This is a genomic window from Arthrobacter sp. SLBN-112, from assembly GCF_006715225.1.
Taxonomy (GTDB): domain Bacteria; phylum Actinomycetota; class Actinomycetes; order Actinomycetales; family Micrococcaceae; genus Arthrobacter.
Genome location: NZ_VFMU01000001.1, coordinates 856,110 through 879,030 on the forward strand (window position 1 = coordinate 856,110; position 22,921 = coordinate 879,030).

Genomic DNA, 22,921 nt, shown 5'->3' on the forward strand with positions numbered 1-22,921 from the left:
CACCACACACCCCCGCACACAACCCCCAAAAGGGAGCCGGCATGCGCGGGAACGTCATGGCAGGGAAACCAGAAACAAAGCACCGACGGCAAAAACCCCCGGCCCTGTTGCCTCAGGACCCAACAGTGTGCCAAACACTACCCAGCAGAACAAACCACACAACGTTCCTGAACCAACCCACAAAGGAGCCGGCCCGTACTAGCACAAATGGTTCATCCCACCAGGCACCTATTCGTTGATATTCCACCCATGAGCACCCGCCACGGAACAAACGTCCATGCTGCGGGCTTGCTTCCTGACAACCCCCCACCCCGGCATTCACCAGGACAGGAAAAGGTTGGAGGTGCTCCTTAGAAAGGAGGTGATCCAGCCGCACCTTCCGGTACGGCTACCTTGTTACGACTTAGTCCCAATCGCCAGTCCCACCTTCGACAGCTCCCTCCCACAAGGGGTTAGGCCACCGGCTTCGGGTGTTACCAACTTTCGTGACTTGACGGGCGGTGTGTACAAGGCCCGGGAACGTATTCACCGCAGCGTTGCTGATCTGCGATTACTAGCGACTCCGACTTCATGGGGTCGAGTTGCAGACCCCAATCCGAACTGAGACCGGCTTTTTGGGATTAGCTCCACCTCACAGTATCGCAACCCTTTGTACCGGCCATTGTAGCATGCGTGAAGCCCAAGACATAAGGGGCATGATGATTTGACGTCGTCCCCACCTTCCTCCGAGTTGACCCCGGCAGTCTCCTATGAGTCCCCACCATCACGTGCTGGCAACATAGAACGAGGGTTGCGCTCGTTGCGGGACTTAACCCAACATCTCACGACACGAGCTGACGACAACCATGCACCACCTGTAAACCGACCGCAAGCGGGGCACCTGTTTCCAGGCGTTACCGGTTCATGTCAAGCCTTGGTAAGGTTCTTCGCGTTGCATCGAATTAATCCGCATGCTCCGCCGCTTGTGCGGGCCCCCGTCAATTCCTTTGAGTTTTAGCCTTGCGGCCGTACTCCCCAGGCGGGGCACTTAATGCGTTAGCTACGGCGCGGAAAACGTGGAATGTCCCCCACACCTAGTGCCCAACGTTTACGGCATGGACTACCAGGGTATCTAATCCTGTTCGCTCCCCATGCTTTCGCTCCTCAGCGTCAGTTAATGCCCAGAGACCTGCCTTCGCCATCGGTGTTCCTCCTGATATCTGCGCATTTCACCGCTACACCAGGAATTCCAGTCTCCCCTACATCACTCTAGTCTGCCCGTACCCACCGCAGATCCGGAGTTGAGCCCCGGACTTTCACGGCAGACGCGACAAACCGCCTACGAGCTCTTTACGCCCAATAATTCCGGATAACGCTTGCGCCCTACGTATTACCGCGGCTGCTGGCACGTAGTTAGCCGGCGCTTCTTCTGCAGGTACCGTCACTTTCGCTTCTTCCCTACTGAAAGAGGTTTACAACCCGAAGGCCGTCATCCCTCACGCGGCGTCGCTGCATCAGGCTTGCGCCCATTGTGCAATATTCCCCACTGCTGCCTCCCGTAGGAGTCTGGGCCGTGTCTCAGTCCCAGTGTGGCCGGTCACCCTCTCAGGCCGGCTACCCGTCGTCGCCTTGGTAGGCCATTACCCCACCAACAAGCTGATAGGCCGCGAGTCCATCCAAAACCACAAAAGCTTTCCACCAACCACCATGCGATGGAAGGTCATATCCGGTATTAGACCCAGTTTCCCAGGCTTATCCCAGAGTCAAGGGCAGGTTACTCACGTGTTACTCACCCGTTCGCCACTAATCCACCCACAAGTGGGCTTCATCGTTCGACTTGCATGTGTTAAGCACGCCGCCAGCGTTCATCCTGAGCCAGGATCAAACTCTCCGTTGAAGTAAAACAAAAACGAAACACAACCACAACCACCGGAAATAACGGCAGAAACAGCTGCAAAATTTGAAACCAGCTAAAAACACCATGCCAACCACGGGGTGGCGGCACAGCAAATTCAACCAATTTATAAAAAATCGGTATCAACAAACTTGGCACACTATTGAGTTCTCAAACAACAGACACACCCGGCACCACCCAAACCTTCGTTCAGGATCGCTCCGGAGCAACTTTTCAAACTTACCCGGTTTCAACGAGCTTCGCAAATCGGCGTTTCCGCGATCTTCTTAGCTCTGAAACCAGCCCCACCCACGTCCGGCACGCCAAGAGGCGAACCATTTTCAGGCTGTTTCGTAAGGGGTTTGGCCGCTATCTTTCCGCTTCAGCGGCGGCGACTCAGAAAACAATACCCGCCCCCACACCCAACCGCAAATCGGCCCCAAAAGGCGCCCATGCCCCTCAGGAACCCCGGAAACCCGCGGTTCCTGGGGGTACCGTCAGGCCATTTCCCCCAGCCAGGACAGGTTTACTGCTTCTATGGAGTGGCTCACACTGACAAGGAGCCAAATGAGGCTACCCCTGCACGTTGAGGACAACTTCGAAGTCAGCCTGCCGGGGCTTGAGCCGGTACGGCTCCAGAACGCCGGGGCCACAGGCCGCGGTGCCAACACCCCTCATGGCATGGTCCACGTAGATGTAGCTCCGCCCGTCAGGCACCAGATCCGGCCTGTGTGTGGCCGCATCCAGAGCCTGCATGCTGTAGGGCCGAACCGTCAGGGCAAAGGGTTCGCCGGAAATGCGCAGTTCCCTGCCGCCGGTCTGCAGGACAGCGGACCGTACGCCGGACCGGGCTCCCGATTCCTGCGGACGGACATAGTCCACATCCAGTTCACCGAGGGGAAGTTCAAACCACCCCGTCCGGGCACCCTGGCCCGTATCCGGGTAGCTCTGGTGCGGTCCCTGCCCGAACCACTGCACATTGGTGGTCTCTGAGCCCAGGACCAGCTCCAGTCCGATCCGCGCCCACTCCACCTCGAAGCCGGCGTTGACCCACTCCCCCACCGGCCGGACCTGGGTCCGCAGAGCCAGTGAGCCGGAGCTGCTGGCCCACACATAGTCCACCAGCAGACCAAACTGCTTGTCCGCTGCGCCCATGCGCGTGCTGACGCGGAGGTGCTCACCGCCGTCGCGCGAGGACTCCGTGCGGATGCCCAGCAGCCGGGGGTGCATCCGGTCGAGTCCCGCGTCCTTCCACTGAATGGCAAGGGGCCGTTCGTCCGGACCTCCCCACTCCCGGCCAAGGTCGTTGTCGGTCGGGGCCCACCATAGGACCAAGCCGAACTTTTCCACGGGAAGTCCACCAATGGACGTTGGCATTCCGGTGGTGCGGTTGAACACCGCGGTCCCCAGCCGGAGTTCGTCGTCCCCGGCTTCAACCAGGTCCCCGGCCGGCACCTCCGCGACTGGAGAAGCGAATCTGGCAGCCTGCCCCCAGGCAACCTCGTGGCCGGCAGCCGCCCAGCCGGTGTCCGCGGCCAGCACAGCACTCACGGTGAGCACTGCGGTCCGGTCCTGCGGCAGCCCCGCCACGTACCCGGCAACCTCCGCCGGCAGCTCCACGGCAGCCGTGGACTGCGCCGCCAGCGGCGCAACAGCCACCGTTCCCTCCAGCCGCGCGCCGCCGTCGTCCTCCACCTTGTACTGAAAGCGGTAGGCGGACGTATCCGCGAAGTCCTGACCGTTCCGCACAGTGAAACTGGACCATGGCGGCGAAATTTCGATGCGCAGCGGAGCAATCACCTTCTTGAAATCCAACAGGCCGGGGCGGGGTTTACGGTTGGCGTCCACCAGCCCGTCCGTGACGAAGTTGCCGTCATGGACTTCCTCGCCAAAGTCCCCACCGTAGGCGAAATGCTCGCCACCGCCCGGCGAGGGAACAAGGATCCCGTGCTCCAGCCACTCCCAGACGAAGCCGCCCATCAGCCGCGGATACTTGTCGAAGAGGTCCTGGTATTCGCTCATGCCGCCCGGCCCGTTGCCCATCGCGTGGACGTATTCACACAGCACGAACGGCATGGCCCGGCGCCGCGCATCCAGTTCCGCGTCCTCGAGCGGCGGCTCAATGCCCTGCCCGATGAGCGCCGTCTCGGCCTGGCTGGCATACATCCGGGAGTAGACGTCCACGTCCGGTGAGGACCAGTCGCCCTCGTAGTGGATGGGGCGGGAGGGGTCACGGTCCTTGGTCCACCGCGACATCGCCGCAAGGTTCCGGCCGGTGCCGGCCTCGTTGCCCAGGGACCACATGATCACCGAAGGATGGTTCTTGTCGCGCTCAACGGTGCGCCGCATCCGGTCCAGCAGGGCCTCCTCCCACTGCGGATCATCGCTGGGGTTCTGTGCCCAACCGGCACTGTGGAAGCCGTGCGTCTCGAGGTCGCATTCAAGGACCACGTAAAAGCCGAGCCGGTCTGCCAGTGCCAGGAATTCCGGGTGCGGCGGGTAGTGGGATGTCCGGATGGCATTGATGTTGTGTTGCTTCATCAGGCGCAGCTCCGCCTCCACCACGTCCCGCGGCACCACACGGCCGAGCCTGGGATGGTGCTCGTGGCGGTTCACTCCCCGGAGCAGGATCCGGCGGCCGTTGACCTTGAACTGGGCGTCCTCAATGACGATGCTGCGGAAACCCAGCTGCAGGGCAACAGACTCACCAGGGGTGCTCACCGTCGCGTTGTAGAGTCGCGGGATCTCGGCGGACCATGGCTCCACGGCGGAGATATGGTGTTCCACGCCCGCAGGCAGTTCAAGGCCAAGTTCCGGAACGCGTACGACGGCGTCAATCGCCTTCCCCGCCCGGCTCACCTCCACACGGAACGTGCCTTCGCCCGTTCCCGGGTCATAGCCCGCGTGGACGAAGACATCATCGATGCCGTCCTCCGGCCGAGCCTGCAGGGTGACGTCCCGGAAGATGCCCGGCAGCCACCACATGTCCTGGTCCTCCACATAGCTCGCAGCGGAGAACTGGGCCACCCGCACGGCCAGTGTATTGGCTCCTTCCACCAGGATGCCGGAGACGTCGAATTCGTGGGCCAGCCGGCTCCCGCGGGTGGTCCCGAGCTCCACCCCGTTCAGCCAGACGGTCCCGGCCGAGTCGATCCCATCGAAGCGCAGCAGGGCCCGCGGAAAGAACTCCGGGCCGGCGTCAAAGGTCACCAGGTGGTCACCGACCGGGTTGGCGTCCGGTGCGTGGGGCGGTTCCACCGCGAAGGGGAACTGGACGTTGGTGTAGGCCGGCGAGCCGTGCCCGTGCATGTTCCAGCTGGAGGGGACGGGCAGGGGGGTGAAGCCGGAGAGATCCCTGCCGTCCTGCCAGCCGTCGTTGGGGGCCGTCCTGATTCCGGAGCTCAGGCGGAACTGCCATTCCCCGTTGAGTGAGAGCCGGGGTGCATCCGACTCCAGGTAAACCCGCGCCGGGAGTGCTCCGCGGCCGGGTCCCATGGAGGCCAACTCGGCGACATCGGCCGCGGCGAGATCGAGGCTGCGGGAGGAGCTTGCGGCTGTCGAAGCGGACCGGGGGCCGCGGGTTGCGGCGGGGGTGTGGGCTGGCATGGATTTTCCTAGCGGGGAGAATTTGTTGAGGTGGTGCGTGAACGTTCACGTTTCAGCTCAAAAGCCTATGCGCTTACTCACGATTTGGGTAGGGGTCAGGCTGATTGCCTAAGGATCAGCTGATGCCGCAGGGTCAGATGGGCCTCAGGGCTGCGGTCCGGGATAGCCCCCGTGAGCAGACCATCCAGGAGGCCGACGGCGGCCCGGCCCACGCCGCGCAGGTCCAGGGAGAGGGTGGTCAACTCAGGCGTAAGCAGCTCTCCGAGCGGAATTCCGTCCATGCCGATGACAGCACAATCGCCGGGGACGGGGATGCCTGACTCCTGCAATGCCTTCAACGCGCCGGCTGCCATCAGGTCATTGAAGGCCAGAATGCCATCAGGTCGATTATCCCCCGCCATAAGGACGGCCACAGCAGACTTTGCCGCCGCCGCGGACGGGTGCGCCTGGAAGCGGGCAAGGTGGAAGCCTGCCTCGGCCGCGACGGCAGCTGCAGCGGCGCTCCGGCTGGCGGACGGGCCCCCCTGGTCCGAGTCCAGGAAGGCAATGCTCCGGCAGCCGCGGGAAACAAGATGGGTGAGCGCGAGCCGGGCTGCGTGGTGGTAGTCAAAGGAAATCCCGCCGGCGGTGCCGGCGTCCGGGGAGTCCAGGGCGACGACGGGGCGCCGGCCCATCAGCGACTGCGCCTCATCCGGATGGGGTACAAGGTATCCGATCAGTGCATCAACCTGGGGCGCAAGCCGGGCGGCAGCGTCCACCGCGCTGCCGGTTCCGTGCCCGTAGTCGTCCACCACCACATTCCAGCCCCGCTCCGTGGCAGCCTCCACCACACTCGACGCAAAGGCCGGGAAGTAAGGGTTGGTCAGGTCAGGGATGGCCAGGCCCACAGAGATCCGCGCACCCTGGACAAGGCCTTTCGCGAAGCGGCTGGGGCTGTAACCCATCTCGGCAGCGAGCTTCTGGACCCGCTCCCGCGTCCCGGCGCTGATGCCCGCCATGTCATTCATGGCCCGGGTAACAGTCTGGCGTGATACGCCTGCTGCGGCTGCCACATCCAGGATGGTGGCACGCCGGCCCCTGGGGCTCGGGGTTCGGGGAGTCATAAACCGTAAGTCTAGGCGGTGTTAAATCTGGGTGCTTTGTTAAATGTGGGAGGCCCCAACCGTGTGTGGTTGGGGCCTCGACCATTAATGTGTGTCCGGCGGTGACCTACTCTCCCACACCCTCCCGGGTGCAGTACCATCGGCGCTGTGGGTCTTAGCTTCCGGGTTCGGAATGGGACCGGGCGTTTCCCCCACGCTATGACCGCCGTAACCCTTTTACCCGTCACCCCCGGTGTTTTGGTGGGTGTGGGGAAATCTGTGTGGTTACAACATTGTGGTGTTGTTATTCAATTGTTGGTTCCTGCCAAAACCCCGGTGTTGGGTTGTTGGTTGGGAACCACATAGTGGACGCAAGCAGAGTTTTGTATATATCTGTGTGGTGTAAGTTGTTGGCCTATTAGTACCGGTCAGCTTCACGAGTCGTGAGTCCTCGCTTCCACATCCGGCCTATCAACCCAGTGGTCTGGCTGGGGGCCTCTCACACCCGAGGGTGTATGGAAATCTCATCTCGAAGCGAGCTTCCCGCTTAGATGCTTTCAGCGGTTATCCCATCCGAACGTAGCTAATCAGCGGTGCACTTGGCAGTACAACTGACACACCAGAGGTTCGTCCGTCCCGGTCCTCTCGTACTAAGGACAGCCCTTCTCAAATTTCCTGCGCGCGCAGCGGATAGGGACCGAACTGTCTCACGACGTTCTAAACCCAGCTCGCGTACCGCTTTAATGGGCGAACAGCCCAACCCTTGGGACCTACTCCAGCCCCAGGATGCGACGAGCCGACATCGAGGTGCCAAACCATGCCGTCGATATGGACTCTTGGGCAAGATCAGCCTGTTATCCCCGAGGTACCTTTTATCCGTTGAGCGACGGCCATTCCACAATGTACCGCCGGATCACTAGTCCCGACTTTCGTCCCTGCTCGAGATGTCTCTCTCACAGTCAAGCTCCCTTGTGCACTTACACTCGACACCTGATTGCCAACCAGGCTGAGGGAACCTTTGGGCGCCTCCGTTACTTTTTAGGAGGCAACCGCCCCAGTTAAACTACCCATCAGGCACTGTCCCTGACCCGGATTACGGGCCGAAGTTAGATGTCCAAAGTGACCAGAGTGGTATTTCAACGATGACTCCACCCGAACTGGCGTCCGGGCTTCAACGTCTCCCACCTATCCTACACAAGCCACTCCGAACACCAATACCAAACTATAGTAAAGGTCTCGGGGTCTTTCCGTCCTGCTGCGCGTAACGAGCATCTTTACTCGTACTGCAATTTCGCCGAGTTTATGGTTGAGACAGCGGGGAAGTCGTTACTCCATTCGTGCAGGTCGGAACTTACCCGACAAGGAATTTCGCTACCTTAGGATGGTTATAGTTACCACCGCCGTTTACTGGGGCTTAAATTCTCAGCTTCGCCTTGCGGCTAACCGGTCCTCTTAACCTTCCAGCACCGGGCAGGAGTCAGTCCGTATACATCGTCTTGCGACTTCGCACGGACCTGTGTTTTTAGTAAACAGTCGCTTCCCCCTGGTCTCTGCGGCCCCGATCCCCTCCCGGTCGCTAGTACCGTTCAAGGTTGGGGCCCCCCTTCTCCCGAAGTTACGGGGGCATTTTGCCGAGTTCCTTAACCATAATTCTCTCGATCGCCTTGGTATTCTCTACCTGATCACCTGTGTCGGTTTGGGGTACGGGCGGCTAAAACCTCGCGTCGATGCTTTTCTCGGCAGCATAGGATCACCAAATCCCCCCAAACGGGGGTCCCATCAGATCTCAGGCTTATATGAGTGGCGGATTTGCCTACCACTCGCCCTACATCCTTAGACCGGGACAACCATCGCCCGGCTCGGCTACCTTCCTGCGTCACACCTGTTAATACGCTTGCCTCCCGGGATCAGGTCCTGCGCTCCACCAAAACCCTTCCATCCAAAGGACGGTCGGGCAGGTTTCGGGCAGTTAGTATCCCCCGCTCAGCATGGGCGGTTTTTCGCCGGTACGGGAATATCAACCCGTTGTCCATCGACTACGCCTGTCGGCCTCGCCTTAGGTCCCGACTTACCCAGGGCAGATTAGCTTGACCCTGGAACCCTTGATCATTCGGCGGACGGGTTTCTCACCCGTCTTTCGCTACTCATGCCTGCATTCTCACTCGTGTAGGCTCCACCGCTGGTTTACACCGCGACTTCACCGCCCACACGACGCTCCCCTACCACTCCGGACGCCTGAACCAACCCACAAGGGGCGGCTTAGCTAAAATCCGAAATCCACAACTTCGGCGGTGTACTTGAGCCCCGCTACATTGTCGGCGCGGAATCACTTGACCAGTGAGCTATTACGCACTCTTTTAAGGGTGGCTGCTTCTAAGCCAACCTCCTGGTTGTCTTCGCAACTCCACATCCTTTCCCACTTAGCACACGCTTAGGGGCCTTAGTTGGTGGTCTGGGCTGTTTCCCTCTCGACTATGAAGCTTATCCCCCACAGTCTCACTGCTGCGCTCTCACTTACCGGCATTCGGAGTTTGGCTGACGTCAGTAACCTTGTAGGGCCCATTAGCCATCCAGTAGCTCTACCTCCAGCAAGAAACACGCAACGCTGCACCTAAATGCATTTCGGGGAGAACCAGCTATCACGAAGTTTGATTGGCCTTTCACCCCTACCCACAGCTCATCCCCTCCATTTTCAACTGAAGTGGGTTCGGTCCTCCACGACGTCTTACCGTCGCTTCAACCTGGCCATGGGTAGATCACTTCGCTTCGGGTCTAGATCACGCCACTGCAACGCCCTATTCAGACTCGCTTTCGCTACGGCTGCCCCACACGGGTTAACCTCGCGACGTAACACTAACTCGCAGGCTCATTCTTCAAAAGGCACGCCGTCACCAGAATCAGACTGGCTCCGACGGATTGTAAGCACACGGTTTCAGGTACTGTTTCACTCCCCTCCCGGGGTACTTTTCACCTTTCCCTCACGGTACTGGTCCGCTATCGGTCATTAGGGAGTATTTAGGCTTATCAGGTGGTCCTGACAGATTCGCACGGGATTTCTCGGGCCCCGTACTACTTGGGATACTCTCACAGGCGGTACAAACACATTACGGTTACGGGACTAACACCCTCTCTGGCCGGCCTTTCAAAACCGTTCACCTATGCGCGCACATCACACCCCACCAGCCCGGCAGAACTGGTATGGAAAGTCCCACAACCCCGACCATGCAACGCCCGCCGGCTATCACACATGGAACGGTTTAGCCTGATCCGCGTTCGCTCGCCACTACTAACGGAATCACTATTGTTTTCTCTTCCTGCGGGTACTGAGATGTTTCACTTCCCCGCGTTCCCCCCACGCACCCTATGTGTTCAGGTACGGGTCACCAAGTCACTCGCGCGCTTGGCGGGGTTTCCCCATTCGGACACCCTGGGATCACAGTCCGGTTATCGACTCCCCCAGGCTTATCGCAGATTCCTACGTCCTTCTTCGGCTCCTAATGCCAAGGCATCCACCGTGTGCTCTTAAAAACTTGACCACAAAGATCAAAAACATTTTCGAGAGAACCACGAAAACCAACCACACCCCAACACCCCAAAAAGGATGTCAACAGCGCAGCCAGATCCAGGTTCATTAATCTTGGAAATTGCTTCTTATACAAGATGCTCGCGTCCACTATGTAGTTCTCAAACAACAACCCCACACCACACACCCCCGCACACAACCCCCAAAAGGGAGCCGGCATGCGCGGGAACGTCATGGCAGGGAAACCAGAAACAAAGCACCGACGGCAAAAACCCCCGGCCCTGTTGCCTCAGGACCCAACAGTGTGCCAAACACTACCCAGCAGAACAAACCACACAACGTTCCTGAACCAACCCACAAAGGAGCCGGCCCGTACTAGCACAAATGGTTCATCCCACCAGGCACCTATTCGTTGATATTCCACCCATGAGCACCCGCCACGGAACAAACGTCCATGCTGCGGGCTTGCTTCCTGACAACCCCCCACCCCGGCATTCACCAGGACAGGAAAAGGTTGGAGGTGCTCCTTAGAAAGGAGGTGATCCAGCCGCACCTTCCGGTACGGCTACCTTGTTACGACTTAGTCCCAATCGCCAGTCCCACCTTCGACAGCTCCCTCCCACAAGGGGTTAGGCCACCGGCTTCGGGTGTTACCAACTTTCGTGACTTGACGGGCGGTGTGTACAAGGCCCGGGAACGTATTCACCGCAGCGTTGCTGATCTGCGATTACTAGCGACTCCGACTTCATGGGGTCGAGTTGCAGACCCCAATCCGAACTGAGACCGGCTTTTTGGGATTAGCTCCACCTCACAGTATCGCAACCCTTTGTACCGGCCATTGTAGCATGCGTGAAGCCCAAGACATAAGGGGCATGATGATTTGACGTCGTCCCCACCTTCCTCCGAGTTGACCCCGGCAGTCTCCTATGAGTCCCCACCATCACGTGCTGGCAACATAGAACGAGGGTTGCGCTCGTTGCGGGACTTAACCCAACATCTCACGACACGAGCTGACGACAACCATGCACCACCTGTAAACCGACCGCAAGCGGGGCACCTGTTTCCAGGCGTTACCGGTTCATGTCAAGCCTTGGTAAGGTTCTTCGCGTTGCATCGAATTAATCCGCATGCTCCGCCGCTTGTGCGGGCCCCCGTCAATTCCTTTGAGTTTTAGCCTTGCGGCCGTACTCCCCAGGCGGGGCACTTAATGCGTTAGCTACGGCGCGGAAAACGTGGAATGTCCCCCACACCTAGTGCCCAACGTTTACGGCATGGACTACCAGGGTATCTAATCCTGTTCGCTCCCCATGCTTTCGCTCCTCAGCGTCAGTTAATGCCCAGAGACCTGCCTTCGCCATCGGTGTTCCTCCTGATATCTGCGCATTTCACCGCTACACCAGGAATTCCAGTCTCCCCTACATCACTCTAGTCTGCCCGTACCCACCGCAGATCCGGAGTTGAGCCCCGGACTTTCACGGCAGACGCGACAAACCGCCTACGAGCTCTTTACGCCCAATAATTCCGGATAACGCTTGCGCCCTACGTATTACCGCGGCTGCTGGCACGTAGTTAGCCGGCGCTTCTTCTGCAGGTACCGTCACTTTCGCTTCTTCCCTACTGAAAGAGGTTTACAACCCGAAGGCCGTCATCCCTCACGCGGCGTCGCTGCATCAGGCTTGCGCCCATTGTGCAATATTCCCCACTGCTGCCTCCCGTAGGAGTCTGGGCCGTGTCTCAGTCCCAGTGTGGCCGGTCACCCTCTCAGGCCGGCTACCCGTCGTCGCCTTGGTAGGCCATTACCCCACCAACAAGCTGATAGGCCGCGAGTCCATCCAAAACCACAAAAGCTTTCCACCAACCACCATGCGATGGAAGGTCATATCCGGTATTAGACCCAGTTTCCCAGGCTTATCCCAGAGTCAAGGGCAGGTTACTCACGTGTTACTCACCCGTTCGCCACTAATCCACCCACAAGTGGGCTTCATCGTTCGACTTGCATGTGTTAAGCACGCCGCCAGCGTTCATCCTGAGCCAGGATCAAACTCTCCGTTGAAGTAAAACAAAAACGAAACACAACCACAACCACCGGAAATAACGGCAGAAACAGCTGCAAAATTTGAAACCAGCTAAAAACACCATGCCAACCACGGGGTGGCGGCACAGCACAATCAACCAATTTATAAAAAATCGGTATCAACAAACTTGGCACACTATTGAGTTCTCAAACAACAGACACACCCGGCACCACCCAAACCTTCGTTCAGGATCGCTCCGGAGCAACTTTTCAAACTTACCGGATCAACCACCCCGATGCAAATCCGTCTTTCAGGATTTCCATCAGTATGAAGACCGCCCCCACCAATTTCCGGCGCCCTAAGGAGCAACCAGATTTTGGTTTATATTTTGGGGGGTTTGCCACCCGCGGTTACCAGCTCTTCGCTGTCTCCCCCGCGGCGACTTAGAAAACAATACACGCACTTTTGGCCCACCGCAAACCGGCCGTCCAACGGCTTCCAGACCCCGGAATCCCGGGGCCGCTGGGGGCATGCAGGCACCCAGGCCGCCTCCCGCCGTCGTTATTCCCCTCTGTGTGCTGCCGCACAGTCTGCGGTACTTCACTGCAGACAGCAGAAGGGCCGGCAACCCTAAGGTTGCCGGCCCTTCTCAAGCAGCTGGATTCAGCGGTGCTGAATTACCAGGAAGACTTGGTGACGCCCGGAAGCTCGCCGCGGTGAGCCATGTCGCGGAAGCGGACACGGGAGATGCCGAACTTCTGGAGCGTGCCGCGGGGGCGGCCGTCGATGATGTCGCGGTTACGCAGACGGATCGGGGACGCGTTGCGGGGCAGCTTCTGCAGGCCCAGGCGGGCTGCTTCGCGTGCTTCGTCGGTTGCGTTTTCGTCAACCAGGGTCTTCTTCAGCTCGAGGCGCTTTGCAGCGTAACGCGCAACGATGACCTTGCGCTGCTCGTTGCGAGCAATCTTGGACTTCTTAGCCATGTTTAGCGCTCCTCTCGGAATTCAACGTGCTGGCGGATCTTGGGGTCGTACTTCTTCAGGACCATACGGTCCGGGTCGTTACGACGGTTCTTGCGGGTTACGTAGGTGTAACCCGTGCCCGCGGTCGACTTGAGCTTGATGATGGGACGTACGTCCTTGTCCTTAGCCACTAGAGCTTCACCCCACGAGCCAGAATGGCGGCGACGACAACGTCGATGCCGCGTACGTCGATGGTCTTGATGCCCTTTGCAGATACCTGCAGCGTGACATTACGGCGCAGGGACGGAACCCAGTAGCGCTTCTTCTGAATGTTCGGATCGAACCGGCGCTTGTTGCGGCGGTGCGAGTGCGAAATGCTGTGCCCAAAGCCCGGCTCGGCTCCGGTCACTTGGCAGTGTGCTGCCATGACTTCTCCTCAAGAATTGAAAGTAATGATCCGCATATCTGCTGCTGGACCATGCTGCTAAGGGCGACCCAAAAATGAAGAAGGGCAACGGTTAGTCACGCAACTTGAGCCCCTAACTACCGGCCACCCTGGAGAAAATTACCGGGCAACCGGAGCAATTGCGCACGCTCCGCGCACTTAGCGCCTACCAAGTCTACGAGTTGGCGCAATTAAAGACCAATCGGGCCGCAAAGGGTGTATAAGGGCCGCCAAAACATCACAGCCAGGGCTGGCCCTTTTTCACAGCAGGATCATAGTTTTCGCGCGCATCGTGGATGCATGAAGACGCAGCTCCTGCCGGCATCACCGGCCGCAAACAGCTCCGGCCGCCCGGAGCTTTCACTGCCAGCACCGAAGAATCCCTCCCATGGCTGGTTCGCCCGCCAGTACCGGCAGCGCATGCTGCGGACGGATCTCCTGACGGTCATTGCCTGGACCTCCGTGGCCGCCGCAATTGCCCTTTGGCTTGCCGACGGCGGGGCCACCAGCATCACCTCACCCGCCGCCGCATTCACGGCAGCGGGCATTGTGGCCGGGTTGGCGGGCATGGACCTGGTCCTGCTCATGCTTCTCCTGGCCGCGAGGATCCCATTTATTGACCGCACCATCGGCCACGACCGCGCCCTGGAGTTCCACGGGAAGCTGGGAAAGCCCTCCCTGTACCTGCTCCTGGCTCACGGCCTCCTGCTCGTTATTGGGTACGGCATGGCCGAGGGGCTGGATCCGGTCACCGAGTCCATCAACCTATGGTTTCAGGTGCCCGACATGTGGCTGGCGTTCGTCTCCATGGCGCTGTTCATCGCCGTCGTCGTGACGTCCCTGGTGGCCGTCCGGCGTCGGTTCCCCTACGAGTTCTGGTACGTGGTGCACCTCCTGACCTATGCCGCGGTGGCAACGTCATTGCCGCACCAGTTCAGCGTGGGCGGCCTCTTTGCGGCAGGCACCTGGCAGCGCCGGTACTGGCTGGCCATCTGCATCTACACAGGCACGGCACTGGTGTACTTCCGGGTGTTGGAGCCGGTGCTGGCCACGGCACGGCACCGGCTGACCGTGGCCCGCGTGGAGGCTGTGGCGCCCGGCGTGGTGAACATCGTCATGAGCGGCCGGAAGCTGGACCAGCTGGCAGGCACGGGCGGACGCTTCTTCATCTGGCGCTTCCTGGCCCCGGGCATGTGGTGGCATCCCCACCCGTTCAGCCTGTCCGCCGGGCCCGTCCTGCACGGCCCTGACGGTCAGGGGACACTGCGGGTCACCGTGCGGAACCTTGGCAGCGGATCGGCGCAGCTCCTCCGGCTGCGGAAGGGAACCAAGGTGGCCCTGGAAGGCCCTTACGGCTTGCTCAGCACGGCTGCCCGGACCCGGAACAAGGTGGTGATGATCGGTGCGGGCATCGGCATCACGCCCCTGCGCGCACTGCTGGAGACCACGCCGTTCGCTCCCGGCGAGGCAACGGTCCTGCTTCGCGGCCGCACGGACCAGGAGCTATACCTAAGCCACGAAATCCTCGATCTTTGCCAGGCCCGTGGCGCCCGGCTCTTCCACCTCACCGGCACACGGGCCCACGGCCGCTTCTCCTGGCTTCCGGAGGACGCCGTGCGGAGCGGCTACAGCCTCACCTCCTATGTACCGGACATTGCGGAAGCGGACGTCTACGTCTGCGGTCCGGCGGCCTGGGCGGCCAACGTCATAGCGGATGCCGGGAAGGCCGGCGTCCGTGAAGAACAGATCCATCACGAAAGGTTTGACTGGTGAAAATACGCGGAACAATCGCAGCGGGCCTGGCCTCCGCCGGGATCCTCATGGCTGGATGGCAGGCAGGCACGCAGGTGGGCGGCATCAGCACGGTGGCAACAAGTACGACGGCGACAGGCACCACGGATTCAACGGGCACCGGGTCGACGGGGACGGGTTCGTCCGGCACAGGTGGATCGACCGGCACGGGTTCGGCAGGTTCCGCCGGCTCTTCCGGTTCGACCGGCTCAACCGGTTCGACCGGCTCGTCAGCCTCCGGCACCTACAAGGGAACCGCGGTTCAGACCCGGTTCGGTCCCGTGCAGGTCCAGATCACGGTGGCCAGCGGAAAGATCACGGAGGTCACCGCCCTGCAGCTGACCAACACCGACCGCAAGTCCATCCAGATCAGCAACCGCGCGGCACCCCTGCTCCGCAGCAAGGTCCTCGCGGCGCAGTCGGCCGATGTCCAGACCGTCAGCGGCGCCACCATCACCAGCGACGCGTACCTGACTTCACTCCAGGCAGCCATCGATGCAGCCAACCTCTAACCCAGTGGACGCCGCAGCCGGCGGTCCCATCCTGAAGGCCCGCACCTTTGAATGCATGGGTACGGTCATCGGACTGACGCTGCCCGTCGCCTCCCCCGCGGAAGGGCAGCCGGGGCTTGACGAGCTCGCCGCCGCCACCGCCGTCGTCGAACGCCTTTTCCGGGAACTGGACGAAAAATTCAGCCTGTACCACCCGGATTCGGAGGCGGCCAGGCTGGCCCGCGGCGAACTGACGCTGCGCGGTGCCTCGGAGCAGATGCGCGGGCGGTATGCGGAGGCGCATGAATGGCGGCTGCGCACGGAGGGCGCCTTCACCCCTGAACGGCCCGACGGGGCGCTGGACCTTTCCGGAATTATTAAAGGTCATGCAATCCGCGAGGCAGGTACCTCGCTCCTGGCCTTGGGCCGGCAGGATTGGTGCCTCAACGCCGGCGGCGACGTCCTGGTCAACGGCTCGCCCCATCCCGGCAGCAGCGAGCCTTGGAAAGCGGGCATCGTGGACCCGGCAGACCGCCTGACCCTGGTCGCGGGCTACGCACTGGGTGGCAGCAGCCGGCACACGGCAATTGCCACCTCCGGCTCCGCCGAGCGCGGCGAGCACATTTGGCGGCTGGGAAGCGGCGCCGAGTTTGTCCAGGTCACTGTGGCCGCCGCCGGCATTGTCACCGCCGATGTCCTGGCCACGGCGATCGTTGCCGGCGGAACCAAAATGCTGAACCGCGCCACGGACCAATGGGATGTTGCCGTCCTGGCGATCCGCGCGGACGGCTCCATCCTGGCGACGCCCGCATTCCACCCCGCCTGAGCCACCGCTGAGTGGGGCCCTACAGCCGCGTGAACGTCGGGTACTTCGGCTGCAGGTTGTCCCCGGACGACTTGCCGGTTACGCGCCGGACCACCCACGGAGCCGCGTACTCGCGGAACCACTGGGCGTTGGCACGCAGGGCATCGGCGCCCTTCAACTCCGGGACCGGGGACATCGGCGGGATGTCGATGGAGTGGTCATATTTAAGGACCTCGAGGACCCGCTTGGCCATGTTGGCGTGGCCGGCAGCGGACATGTGCATCCGGTCATGCGCCCACATGCCCCAGTCGTAGTACTCGCTGAAGCGCCAGTAATCGACCAGCAGCGCGCCGTGGTCGCCCGCGATTCCCCGGACCAGCTCGTTGTAGATGGCGGTACGGCCGCGCATGGTGCCAAAAACCTTTGAACCCCGGGCATCGAAACCGGTGAACATGACCACGGTGGCGCCGGTGGCAGCCAGCTTTCCGACCGCGTCGTTGTACTCCACGAGGAGGTCATCGATGTCCACGCGCGGGCGAAGGATGTCGTTGGCACCGGCGTAGATACTCACCAGCGTGGGATTAAGTTCGACGGCGGCGTCCACCTGCTCCGCCAGGATCTGGCGGAGCTTCCGGCCGCGGATGGCCAGGTTGGCGTAGCCGAAGTCAGGATCGGCGGCGCAGAGCTGCTCTGCGACCCGGTCGGCCCAGCCGCGGACACCGTTGGGGCGTGTGGGGTCGTCGTCACCGACGCCTTCGGTGAAAGAGTCGCCAATGGCCACGAACCGGGAAGAAAAATCCATGCGGCTAGTCTGCCATCCGTTGCCGGGAGCAACCAATCAGTCGTGGACTGAAACCCGGGCGTCGCTGCGGTCCTCACTGTTCTTAAACCGCACGATGCCCCACAGCTTCATCAGGCTCCAACCGAAGACCATGATGACAAGCGCGTTTCGCAAAGTCAGAAGCAGGGCCACTCCGGGGTTCAGGGCAACATAGAGCTGAACGTAGAGAATTGGAAAGACAAGCGTTGTGAGAATGCCAATCACGAACATCGCAATTGCGGGAACAGCCCAACGCAGTCCATACAACGCTGACCCAACACAAATAACCGCAGCCAGCCAGATCATGAATTGCGGGGACCCGACCTTGTTGAAGACGATCATTGCCGATACGAGCGCGAGGGCGCCCATCATCATAAGCTCCTGACGGTCTACGCGCGTCCTGACCCCCGCCAGAATCAACAGACCTATCAGCAGCAAGCTGACACACAGCAGGGGATTCATCAGGGTTCCAACGAAATCGGAGAGGGTACCCCTGATTTCCAATGTCGTAAGTTCAAAATTCGGATGAACCCACGCACCCCATCCAAGGACCGCCTGCCACAGTCCCGGCGTTGTGAAGGGCGCCTCAAGCTGCATGCCGCGCTCACCCTGGGCCTTCACGAACCCGAGAAGATTACTGGCGCCGCCTCCGGCCACAACAGACCCAATCATGACCGCAGAGACGGCAGCCCCCGCGAGGAGGACCTGCAAACGCGCCTTGGTTGCCAGCAACAGGGAAAGGACAACCGCAGCCGGCCATACCTTCACCCATGTGGCCACTGACAACAAAGCTGATGCGATTGCTGGCCGCTCTGCCGCGAACACCAGCCCGATGACGACGAGGGGGGCGGATACGCCGTCCACCCGTGAGAACACCAGCGGGCCCAATATACCGATCAGCAGCACCCACAGGTACGCCGCCTGCCACCCGAATGGCAAACTCCGGCTGCGCTTCAATACGAACAGCGCCAACAAATTCAGCACGGTGCAAAGGAGGAACCAGCCGAGCATGTACAACTTTTGCCCAAGAAGGCCCGCGGCCAGCATCGGCAGCATTGCACCTATTGGATAGACCCAAGGTACGTCAATGCCCTGCCAAACCCCCTCCTTGATTCCCGCAAAAGCCCACTGGCGATAAAGACCCACATCTCCGTAGACGCGACCCGCCATAATGTCAGGAATCAGAAACATCAGGAACAGGAGGTGCACAGCAGCAAATGCAGTGATGATTGTTCTGTTCCGGGAAAGAAGTATGACAGCGCGGGGCCGAATGGTATCCACTTGGAGGCTTTCTGCTTGATGTAAAGATATTTAGGGCTGGTGGTTGTATTAAGCTTCGCCCTGCGTCTCGCGCAGGATCCAGTGGTCCTTGTCCAGGCGTCCCACCACTTTTTCGCCGATCCGGGCCAGGTCCAGCACATCCTGCTCCGTCAGCGCGTCGAGGAACAGGTCGCGGACGTCCTCAACGTGGCCAGGGGCCAGCCCAACGATGGTGGCCATGCCGTCCTCAGTGAGGTGGGCGGTGGTGACCCTTGCATCGTGGGGATGGGGACGGCGCTCAACCCAGCCGCGCTTCTGCAGCTTGGTGACCACATGCGACAGGCGGGACAGTGATGCGCTGCTGCGCGCGGCGAGCTCGCTCATGGGCAGGAACCGGTCCTCGGCCTCGGACAGCATGGCCAGGACCGTGTAATCGAAAAGGGACAGCTTCCCCGCTGCGTGCAGCCTGGTATCGAGCGCTGCGGGCAGCAGCGTATTGATGCTCACCAGCGCCAGCCATGCGCGGCGTTCGTCAGCGGTGAGCCAGCGGGGTTCGGTCATGGGCTCCATTCTACGATTGATCTTTCAAGTAGCCTGCTGCGGCACCGGTAGGCTTGGCCCCATGTATGTTGTGTCCCTCACCTACCGCGTGCCGCAGGAGATCGTCGACTTCCACAACAACGCCCACATTGCCTGGCTGCAGAAGGCGTTCGACGACGGCGTCTTCATTGCCGCCGGCCGTAAGATCCCGCGCACCGGAGGACTGCTGCTTTCGCAGGCGGAACGGGAAACCCTGGACGCGAGCCTGGCGCAGGACCCGTTCTACGTCAACGGCGTGGCCGACTTTGAAGTGCTGGAGTTCCACGCCGGCCGGGTGGCCCCGGGGTTTGAAAACCTGCTGGACACCCCGCCCGCCCAGACCAGCTAGGGTGGGCCGCCGCCGTCGGACAATTCCGCCGCAACCTTCTTCAGCCCGCCTTTCCGCGGAACCTTCACCGGCTGGGGCCAGCGCGGGCTGAGCGTATCCCCCAGCGTTACGCCGCGGAGCTTGCGGCCAAAGAGCGGCAGCACCCAGTCGTGGACCCAGCGCCGCTGGTACCGCTCCCATTCGCGCAGGCTGAGCCGGGGCGGCGGCTCCCAGTCCCTGGGCTTGATCCTGTGCGGCACGCCCAACTGGTCCAGCACCTGCCCGGCCAGGTATTTGTGCCCCGCCTTGGACATGTGCAGCCGGTCTGAATCCCACATCCTGCGGTCGTGGAAGGCCTCCAGGCACCAGTAGTCCATCAGCACCGCGCCGTACTGCTCCGCGATGTCCCGCACCCGCTGGTTGTAATAGGTGTTGCGCTTCTTCAACGGCTCCAGGAGCGCGGAAACCTTGACGTCGAATCCGGTGAAGAGGACCACCGTGGCGCCGGTGCCGGCGAGCCGGGCAACAAGCTGTTCGTAGTCCGCCATGAGCGCTCCCATGTCGGTCTTCAGGTCCAGGATGTCGTTTCCGCCGGCGTAGAGGGTGACCAGCGTTGGCCGCATCCGCAGCGCCGGGTCCAGCTGCTCGTCGATGATGTGCCGCAGCCGCTTGCTCCTGATGGCCAGGTTGGCATACTTCCACCCCGGCTGTGCCTTGGCGAGTTTTTCGGCCACCCGGTCGGCCCACCCCCGCACCCCGTTGGGCAGCCGCTCATCCCGGTCCCCCACCCCTTCGGTGAAGGAGTCACCAAGGGCAACAAAGACGCGCCGCCCGAAGTCAGGAAGCAAGGATTCAAGCGCCACCGCCCCAACCTAACGGCACAAGGGAAAGCAAGGACGACGCCGGGATGAACAGTAAGTGAGCGGGCGTCACGGTTGAGGCGGCGGCGGATTGGCGCGGTCACCCCTGCTGTCGGGAGCGGCCCGGCATCATGGCGTCCGTGACCCGCTGTCCGTCTGCATTCCTCCGTGGACGGGACGGAACTCCCAGGAGTAGGAGCCGTCCGCTTTCAAGCTCATCCTCAGGTGGCCCCAGGTGTCGCTGAACTTCCGCTGGATGTAGGCCGGATCGCTGGTGAACGAGCGGAGGCCGATACCGCCGGTGGACACCTGGAACTGCTGCATGCCGTCCGGTACGCACTGGTCCGCGTTGTTCACCGGGCAGGTCCGCTCATAGTTGTGCTGGGAGCCGGACAGCAACACTTTCACCCGGTTGTTCCAGAACATGTCGATCCAAGGCTTCGCCTGGGTGAAGCGGGTGTGGCTCGATGTGTTGGAGGTGAAGTATGGGTCATGGTAGACGGCGGCCAGATGCTTCCCGGCAGCCTTGGCCGCCTTCAAGTCAGCGTCCATTTCCGCGGTCATGGCCTGCGCCCGGGACGCGTTGTACCGCCACGTTGCCGTGGGCGCCACCAGAATATGCCAGTTGCCCTTTTCGAACGAATACCACTCCATCGCATCCTGGAACCGGCCCAAAGTAGTGCTGGTAGCGGACTTGGTGGAGTTCACGCATTGGCCGTCCATGAACCGGTCCACGTCATCATTCACACCCGGCTCCAGATCGTGGTTGGGGCCCGTGGTCCAGTACGTCTTGGCCTTCAATCCGCCCCACAGCGTGTTCCACGCCCCGAGCGTTGAGCAGGTCCCCTTGTCATATTGGAAGTCACCGATGGCAAGGAAATTATCCAACGAACCATCATTGAGGCCCCCGATGATGCTGGCAGCGTTCTTACCGGACGCCGAGCTCGTCGACGTATTACCTGAAGGGTTCATGTCGCCAACGGCGGCGAACTCGAAAGAATCACCCGACGGCGGAGTGGTAGGCGCCGGGGTCGGGCTCGAAGTCGGCGACGGGCTCGAGGTGGGGGTAGGCGTCGGGCTGGGGCTCGTCGCGCCTGCTGCCGGGTAGACACGTACCCAGTCCACGCGCATTTCCCCGGCACCATCAGCAGTGGAATCCGGGAACCAATCCAGCTGCAGCGTCTGGTGCATGCTGCCTGGAGGCTGGTGGGTCGGGTCGTTGTCCTCGAACCACTTCACGCCATCCACGTAACCAACCATCCCGGCGGGGGACCAGTCCACTGCGTAGTTGTGGAACTGGGAAACGTCCAGCGTCTTGCTGGCCCTGGTCTGGGAGTTGCTGCAGGAGAAGTGCTGGAAGAACTTGATGACGTTCCAGTCGCCCGATGTTTCCGCATAATCCACTTCGCCGTCGCAAGGCCAGTTCCCGCTGTCCGGCCACAGGATCGAAACCATGTGGTACTCATTGTCGCCCGACCCGGCGGCGCGGACCTCCCACCGCCCGTACTTCTGGCGGGCGAACTTCGCGGACATGCCGGCGGTGGTCCCGTCCGGTGTTCCGCTCATGACCATTTTGGACCCGTCCACTTTTACCTGCTGCGGGCTGCGGATGCCCTTGCCGGCGTGTCCTGCGCTGTTGTACACGCTCCACTTGGTTGCGTCCGGGGCTCCGGTGTAGTTGAACTCGTCCCCGGCGACGGGTGCACCCCAGTTCTGCGTGGCAGCAGCCTGGACGCCGCCCGGATCAGAAGGCGCGGGGGTGGGTGTTGGCGTCGGGGTCGGGTTCACCACCACCGCGTCAGCCTCGGTGGTGACCACCAGCTTGGGGCGGAGTGCTGCGTCCAAGGCCTGGTTCGATTTGAAGCCCAGCCATTTCTGCGCGCCTGATTCCAGCCTGAAGTTCTGCTCACCGCCGGTGGCGGTGACGCCCTTGGTGACGTCCCATTCCACCCAGGCGCCGTTGGAGAACCCGCCGGTCTTGCCCAGCCAGGTCCCGCGCGCCGGCGCGTTGTTCCAGGTGACGCCCGTTTCGGTCCATGCCCCGCTCGTAGTGTAAACATCCACAAACTCAGTCGATGTTGCCGCCGCCTCCGAGTATGCCCGCAGCTTTGCCGAGACGATGTGCTCCCCGGCAGGGACCTGGACGTTGAACCTCAGCAGACTGTTCCGGGAAATGCTTGTCCGGCCCTCCGTGGACCATCGGACGCTGGTCCCGAAGTTCTCCGTTGGCCGGTCCGCCTGAACATAGCTGTCGGCGGTCGGTGCGAATGTCAGCGCTCCAACCGCGTTCGCCACGCTGCCCACTACGGCGAGTGAGGCGAGCATGACTAAAAGTGTCAGGGCAGAGATAGCCGGCCGCAGGATAGTTTTCATGGAATGAGACCTTAATGTTCCAGTTGAAATAACCGAAGCATACGGCTTGTCACACCCTATGACATAGCAATTACCGCTCTGGCGATTCTTGAAAACGTGTGTTACGCG

Annotated in this window: 14 protein-coding genes and 4 rRNA genes; 4 read left to right on the forward strand and 14 right to left on the reverse strand. The window is 61.3% G+C overall.

Annotated features, from left to right (window positions below; genetic code table 11):
- Positions 1-354 precede the first annotated feature (354 nt).
- The 9 genes from FBY33_RS04000 to rpmB form a co-directional block, all read right to left on the reverse strand.
- Positions 355-1,876, reverse strand: a 16S ribosomal RNA gene (locus tag FBY33_RS04000).
- A gap of 570 nt (positions 1,877-2,446) precedes the next feature.
- Entirely contained in the window at positions 2,447-5,479 is a 3,033-nt protein-coding gene (locus FBY33_RS04005) for a glycoside hydrolase family 2 TIM barrel-domain containing protein (protein ID WP_142029401.1), read from the reverse strand.
- A gap of 95 nt (positions 5,480-5,574) precedes the next feature.
- Entirely contained in the window at positions 5,575-6,582 is a 1,008-nt protein-coding gene (locus tag FBY33_RS04010; protein ID WP_142029402.1) for a LacI family DNA-binding transcriptional regulator, read from the reverse strand.
- Positions 6,583-6,675: 93 nt separating this feature from the next.
- Positions 6,676-6,792, reverse strand: a 5S ribosomal RNA gene (gene rrf, locus FBY33_RS04015).
- Between the two features lie 166 nt (positions 6,793-6,958).
- Positions 6,959-10,097 (reverse strand): 23S ribosomal RNA (locus FBY33_RS04020).
- Positions 10,098-10,615: 518 nt separating this feature from the next.
- A 16S ribosomal RNA gene (locus FBY33_RS04025) occupies positions 10,616-12,137 on the reverse strand.
- Together the 16S, 23S and 5S rRNA genes form the textbook arrangement of a ribosomal RNA operon.
- A 639-nt stretch (positions 12,138-12,776) precedes the next feature.
- On the reverse strand, positions 12,777-13,082 hold the full coding sequence (gene rpsN, locus FBY33_RS04030; protein WP_142029403.1) for a 30S ribosomal protein S14: 306 nt from the start codon (positions 13,080-13,082) through the stop codon (positions 12,777-12,779).
- Between the two features lie 2 nt (positions 13,083-13,084).
- A complete protein-coding gene (gene rpmG, locus FBY33_RS04035; protein ID WP_013602737.1) occupies positions 13,085-13,252 on the reverse strand; it encodes a 50S ribosomal protein L33 in 168 nt (55 codons plus the stop codon).
- Positions 13,252-13,488 (reverse strand): 50S ribosomal protein L28, encoded by a 237-nt coding sequence (gene rpmB, locus FBY33_RS04040; protein ID WP_050687447.1) that lies wholly within the window; start codon positions 13,486-13,488, stop codon positions 13,252-13,254. Before rpmB ends, rpmG begins: the two co-directional genes overlap by 1 nt.
- A gap of 318 nt (positions 13,489-13,806) precedes the next feature.
- Here rpmB and FBY33_RS04045 point away from each other — a divergent pair, with 318 nt between their 5' ends.
- From FBY33_RS04045 to FBY33_RS04055, 3 genes are read left to right on the forward strand one after another with little or no spacing between them, the layout of a single operon-like run.
- Positions 13,807-15,279: a ferredoxin reductase family protein gene (locus tag FBY33_RS04045; RefSeq protein WP_142029404.1), complete on the forward strand. Its 1,473-nt coding sequence runs from the start codon at positions 13,807-13,809 to the stop codon at positions 15,277-15,279.
- Positions 15,276-15,809, forward strand: a complete 534-nt coding sequence (locus tag FBY33_RS04050) for an FMN-binding protein (RefSeq protein ID WP_142029405.1) — start codon at positions 15,276-15,278, stop codon at positions 15,807-15,809. The genes FBY33_RS04045 and FBY33_RS04050 overlap by 4 nt, the downstream gene beginning before the upstream one ends.
- Complete coding sequence (locus FBY33_RS04055; protein WP_142029406.1) at positions 15,793-16,614, forward strand: FAD:protein FMN transferase; 822 nt, start codon at positions 15,793-15,795, stop codon at positions 16,612-16,614. Before FBY33_RS04050 ends, FBY33_RS04055 begins: the two co-directional genes overlap by 17 nt.
- Before the next feature lie 19 nt (positions 16,615-16,633).
- Here the strand turns inward: FBY33_RS04055 and FBY33_RS04060 are convergent, their stop codons facing one another.
- The 3 genes from FBY33_RS04060 to FBY33_RS04070 all read right to left on the reverse strand — a co-directional run bounded on the left by FBY33_RS04060 (position 16,634) and on the right by FBY33_RS04070 (position 19,234).
- The gene (locus tag FBY33_RS04060; protein WP_142029407.1) at positions 16,634-17,395 is read right to left on the reverse strand and encodes an SGNH/GDSL hydrolase family protein; all 762 of its coding nucleotides are present in this window, start codon (positions 17,393-17,395) and stop codon (positions 16,634-16,636) included.
- 36 nt (positions 17,396-17,431) lie between these two features.
- A complete protein-coding gene (locus tag FBY33_RS04065) occupies positions 17,432-18,622 on the reverse strand; it encodes a glycosyltransferase 87 family protein (protein ID WP_142029408.1) in 1,191 nt (396 codons plus the stop codon).
- Between the two features lie 120 nt (positions 18,623-18,742).
- Entirely contained in the window at positions 18,743-19,234 is a 492-nt protein-coding gene (locus FBY33_RS04070) for a MarR family winged helix-turn-helix transcriptional regulator (protein ID WP_142029409.1), read from the reverse strand.
- 61 nt (positions 19,235-19,295) lie between these two features.
- Between FBY33_RS04070 and FBY33_RS04075 the strand changes: the two genes are divergently transcribed.
- Positions 19,296-19,601: a YciI family protein gene (locus FBY33_RS04075; protein ID WP_142029410.1), complete on the forward strand. Its 306-nt coding sequence runs from the start codon at positions 19,296-19,298 to the stop codon at positions 19,599-19,601.
- Here the strand turns inward: FBY33_RS04075 and FBY33_RS04080 are convergent.
- The gene (locus tag FBY33_RS04080) at positions 19,598-20,443 is read right to left on the reverse strand and encodes an SGNH/GDSL hydrolase family protein (RefSeq protein WP_142029411.1); all 846 of its coding nucleotides are present in this window, start codon (positions 20,441-20,443) and stop codon (positions 19,598-19,600) included. The two genes, FBY33_RS04075 and FBY33_RS04080, sit on opposite strands and share 4 nt — an antisense overlap.
- 126 nt (positions 20,444-20,569) lie before the next feature.
- Positions 20,570-22,765, reverse strand: coding sequence for a CBM96 family carbohydrate-binding protein (locus tag FBY33_RS04085; protein WP_235010443.1), 2,196 nt, complete (start codon positions 22,763-22,765; stop codon positions 20,570-20,572).
- Between the last annotated feature and the right edge of the window lie 156 nt (positions 22,766-22,921).

Bases quoted from the DNA above. Each gene is read 5' to 3' on its own strand.
- FBY33_RS04005 (WP_142029401.1), bottom strand. From the start codon at position 5,479: ATGCCAGCCCACACCCCCGCCGCAACCCGCGGCCCCCGGTCCGCTTCG.
- FBY33_RS04010 (WP_142029402.1), bottom strand. From the start codon at position 6,582: ATGACTCCCCGAACCCCGAGCCCCAGGGGCCGGCGTGCCACCATCCTG.
- rpsN (WP_142029403.1), bottom strand. From the start codon at position 13,082: ATGGCTAAGAAGTCCAAGATTGCTCGCAACGAGCAGCGCAAGGTCATC.
- rpmB (WP_050687447.1), bottom strand. From the start codon at position 13,488: ATGGCAGCACACTGCCAAGTGACCGGAGCCGAGCCGGGCTTTGGGCAC.
- FBY33_RS04045 (WP_142029404.1), top strand. From the start codon at position 13,807: ATGAAGACGCAGCTCCTGCCGGCATCACCGGCCGCAAACAGCTCCGGC.
- FBY33_RS04055 (WP_142029406.1), top strand. From the start codon at position 15,793: ATGCAGCCAACCTCTAACCCAGTGGACGCCGCAGCCGGCGGTCCCATC.
- FBY33_RS04060 (WP_142029407.1), bottom strand. From the start codon at position 17,395: ATGGATTTTTCTTCCCGGTTCGTGGCCATTGGCGACTCTTTCACCGAA.
- FBY33_RS04070 (WP_142029409.1), bottom strand. From the start codon at position 19,234: ATGACCGAACCCCGCTGGCTCACCGCTGACGAACGCCGCGCATGGCTG.
- FBY33_RS04075 (WP_142029410.1), top strand. From the start codon at position 19,296: ATGTATGTTGTGTCCCTCACCTACCGCGTGCCGCAGGAGATCGTCGAC.
- FBY33_RS04085 (WP_235010443.1), bottom strand. From the start codon at position 22,765: ATGCTCGCCTCACTCGCCGTAGTGGGCAGCGTGGCGAACGCGGTTGGA.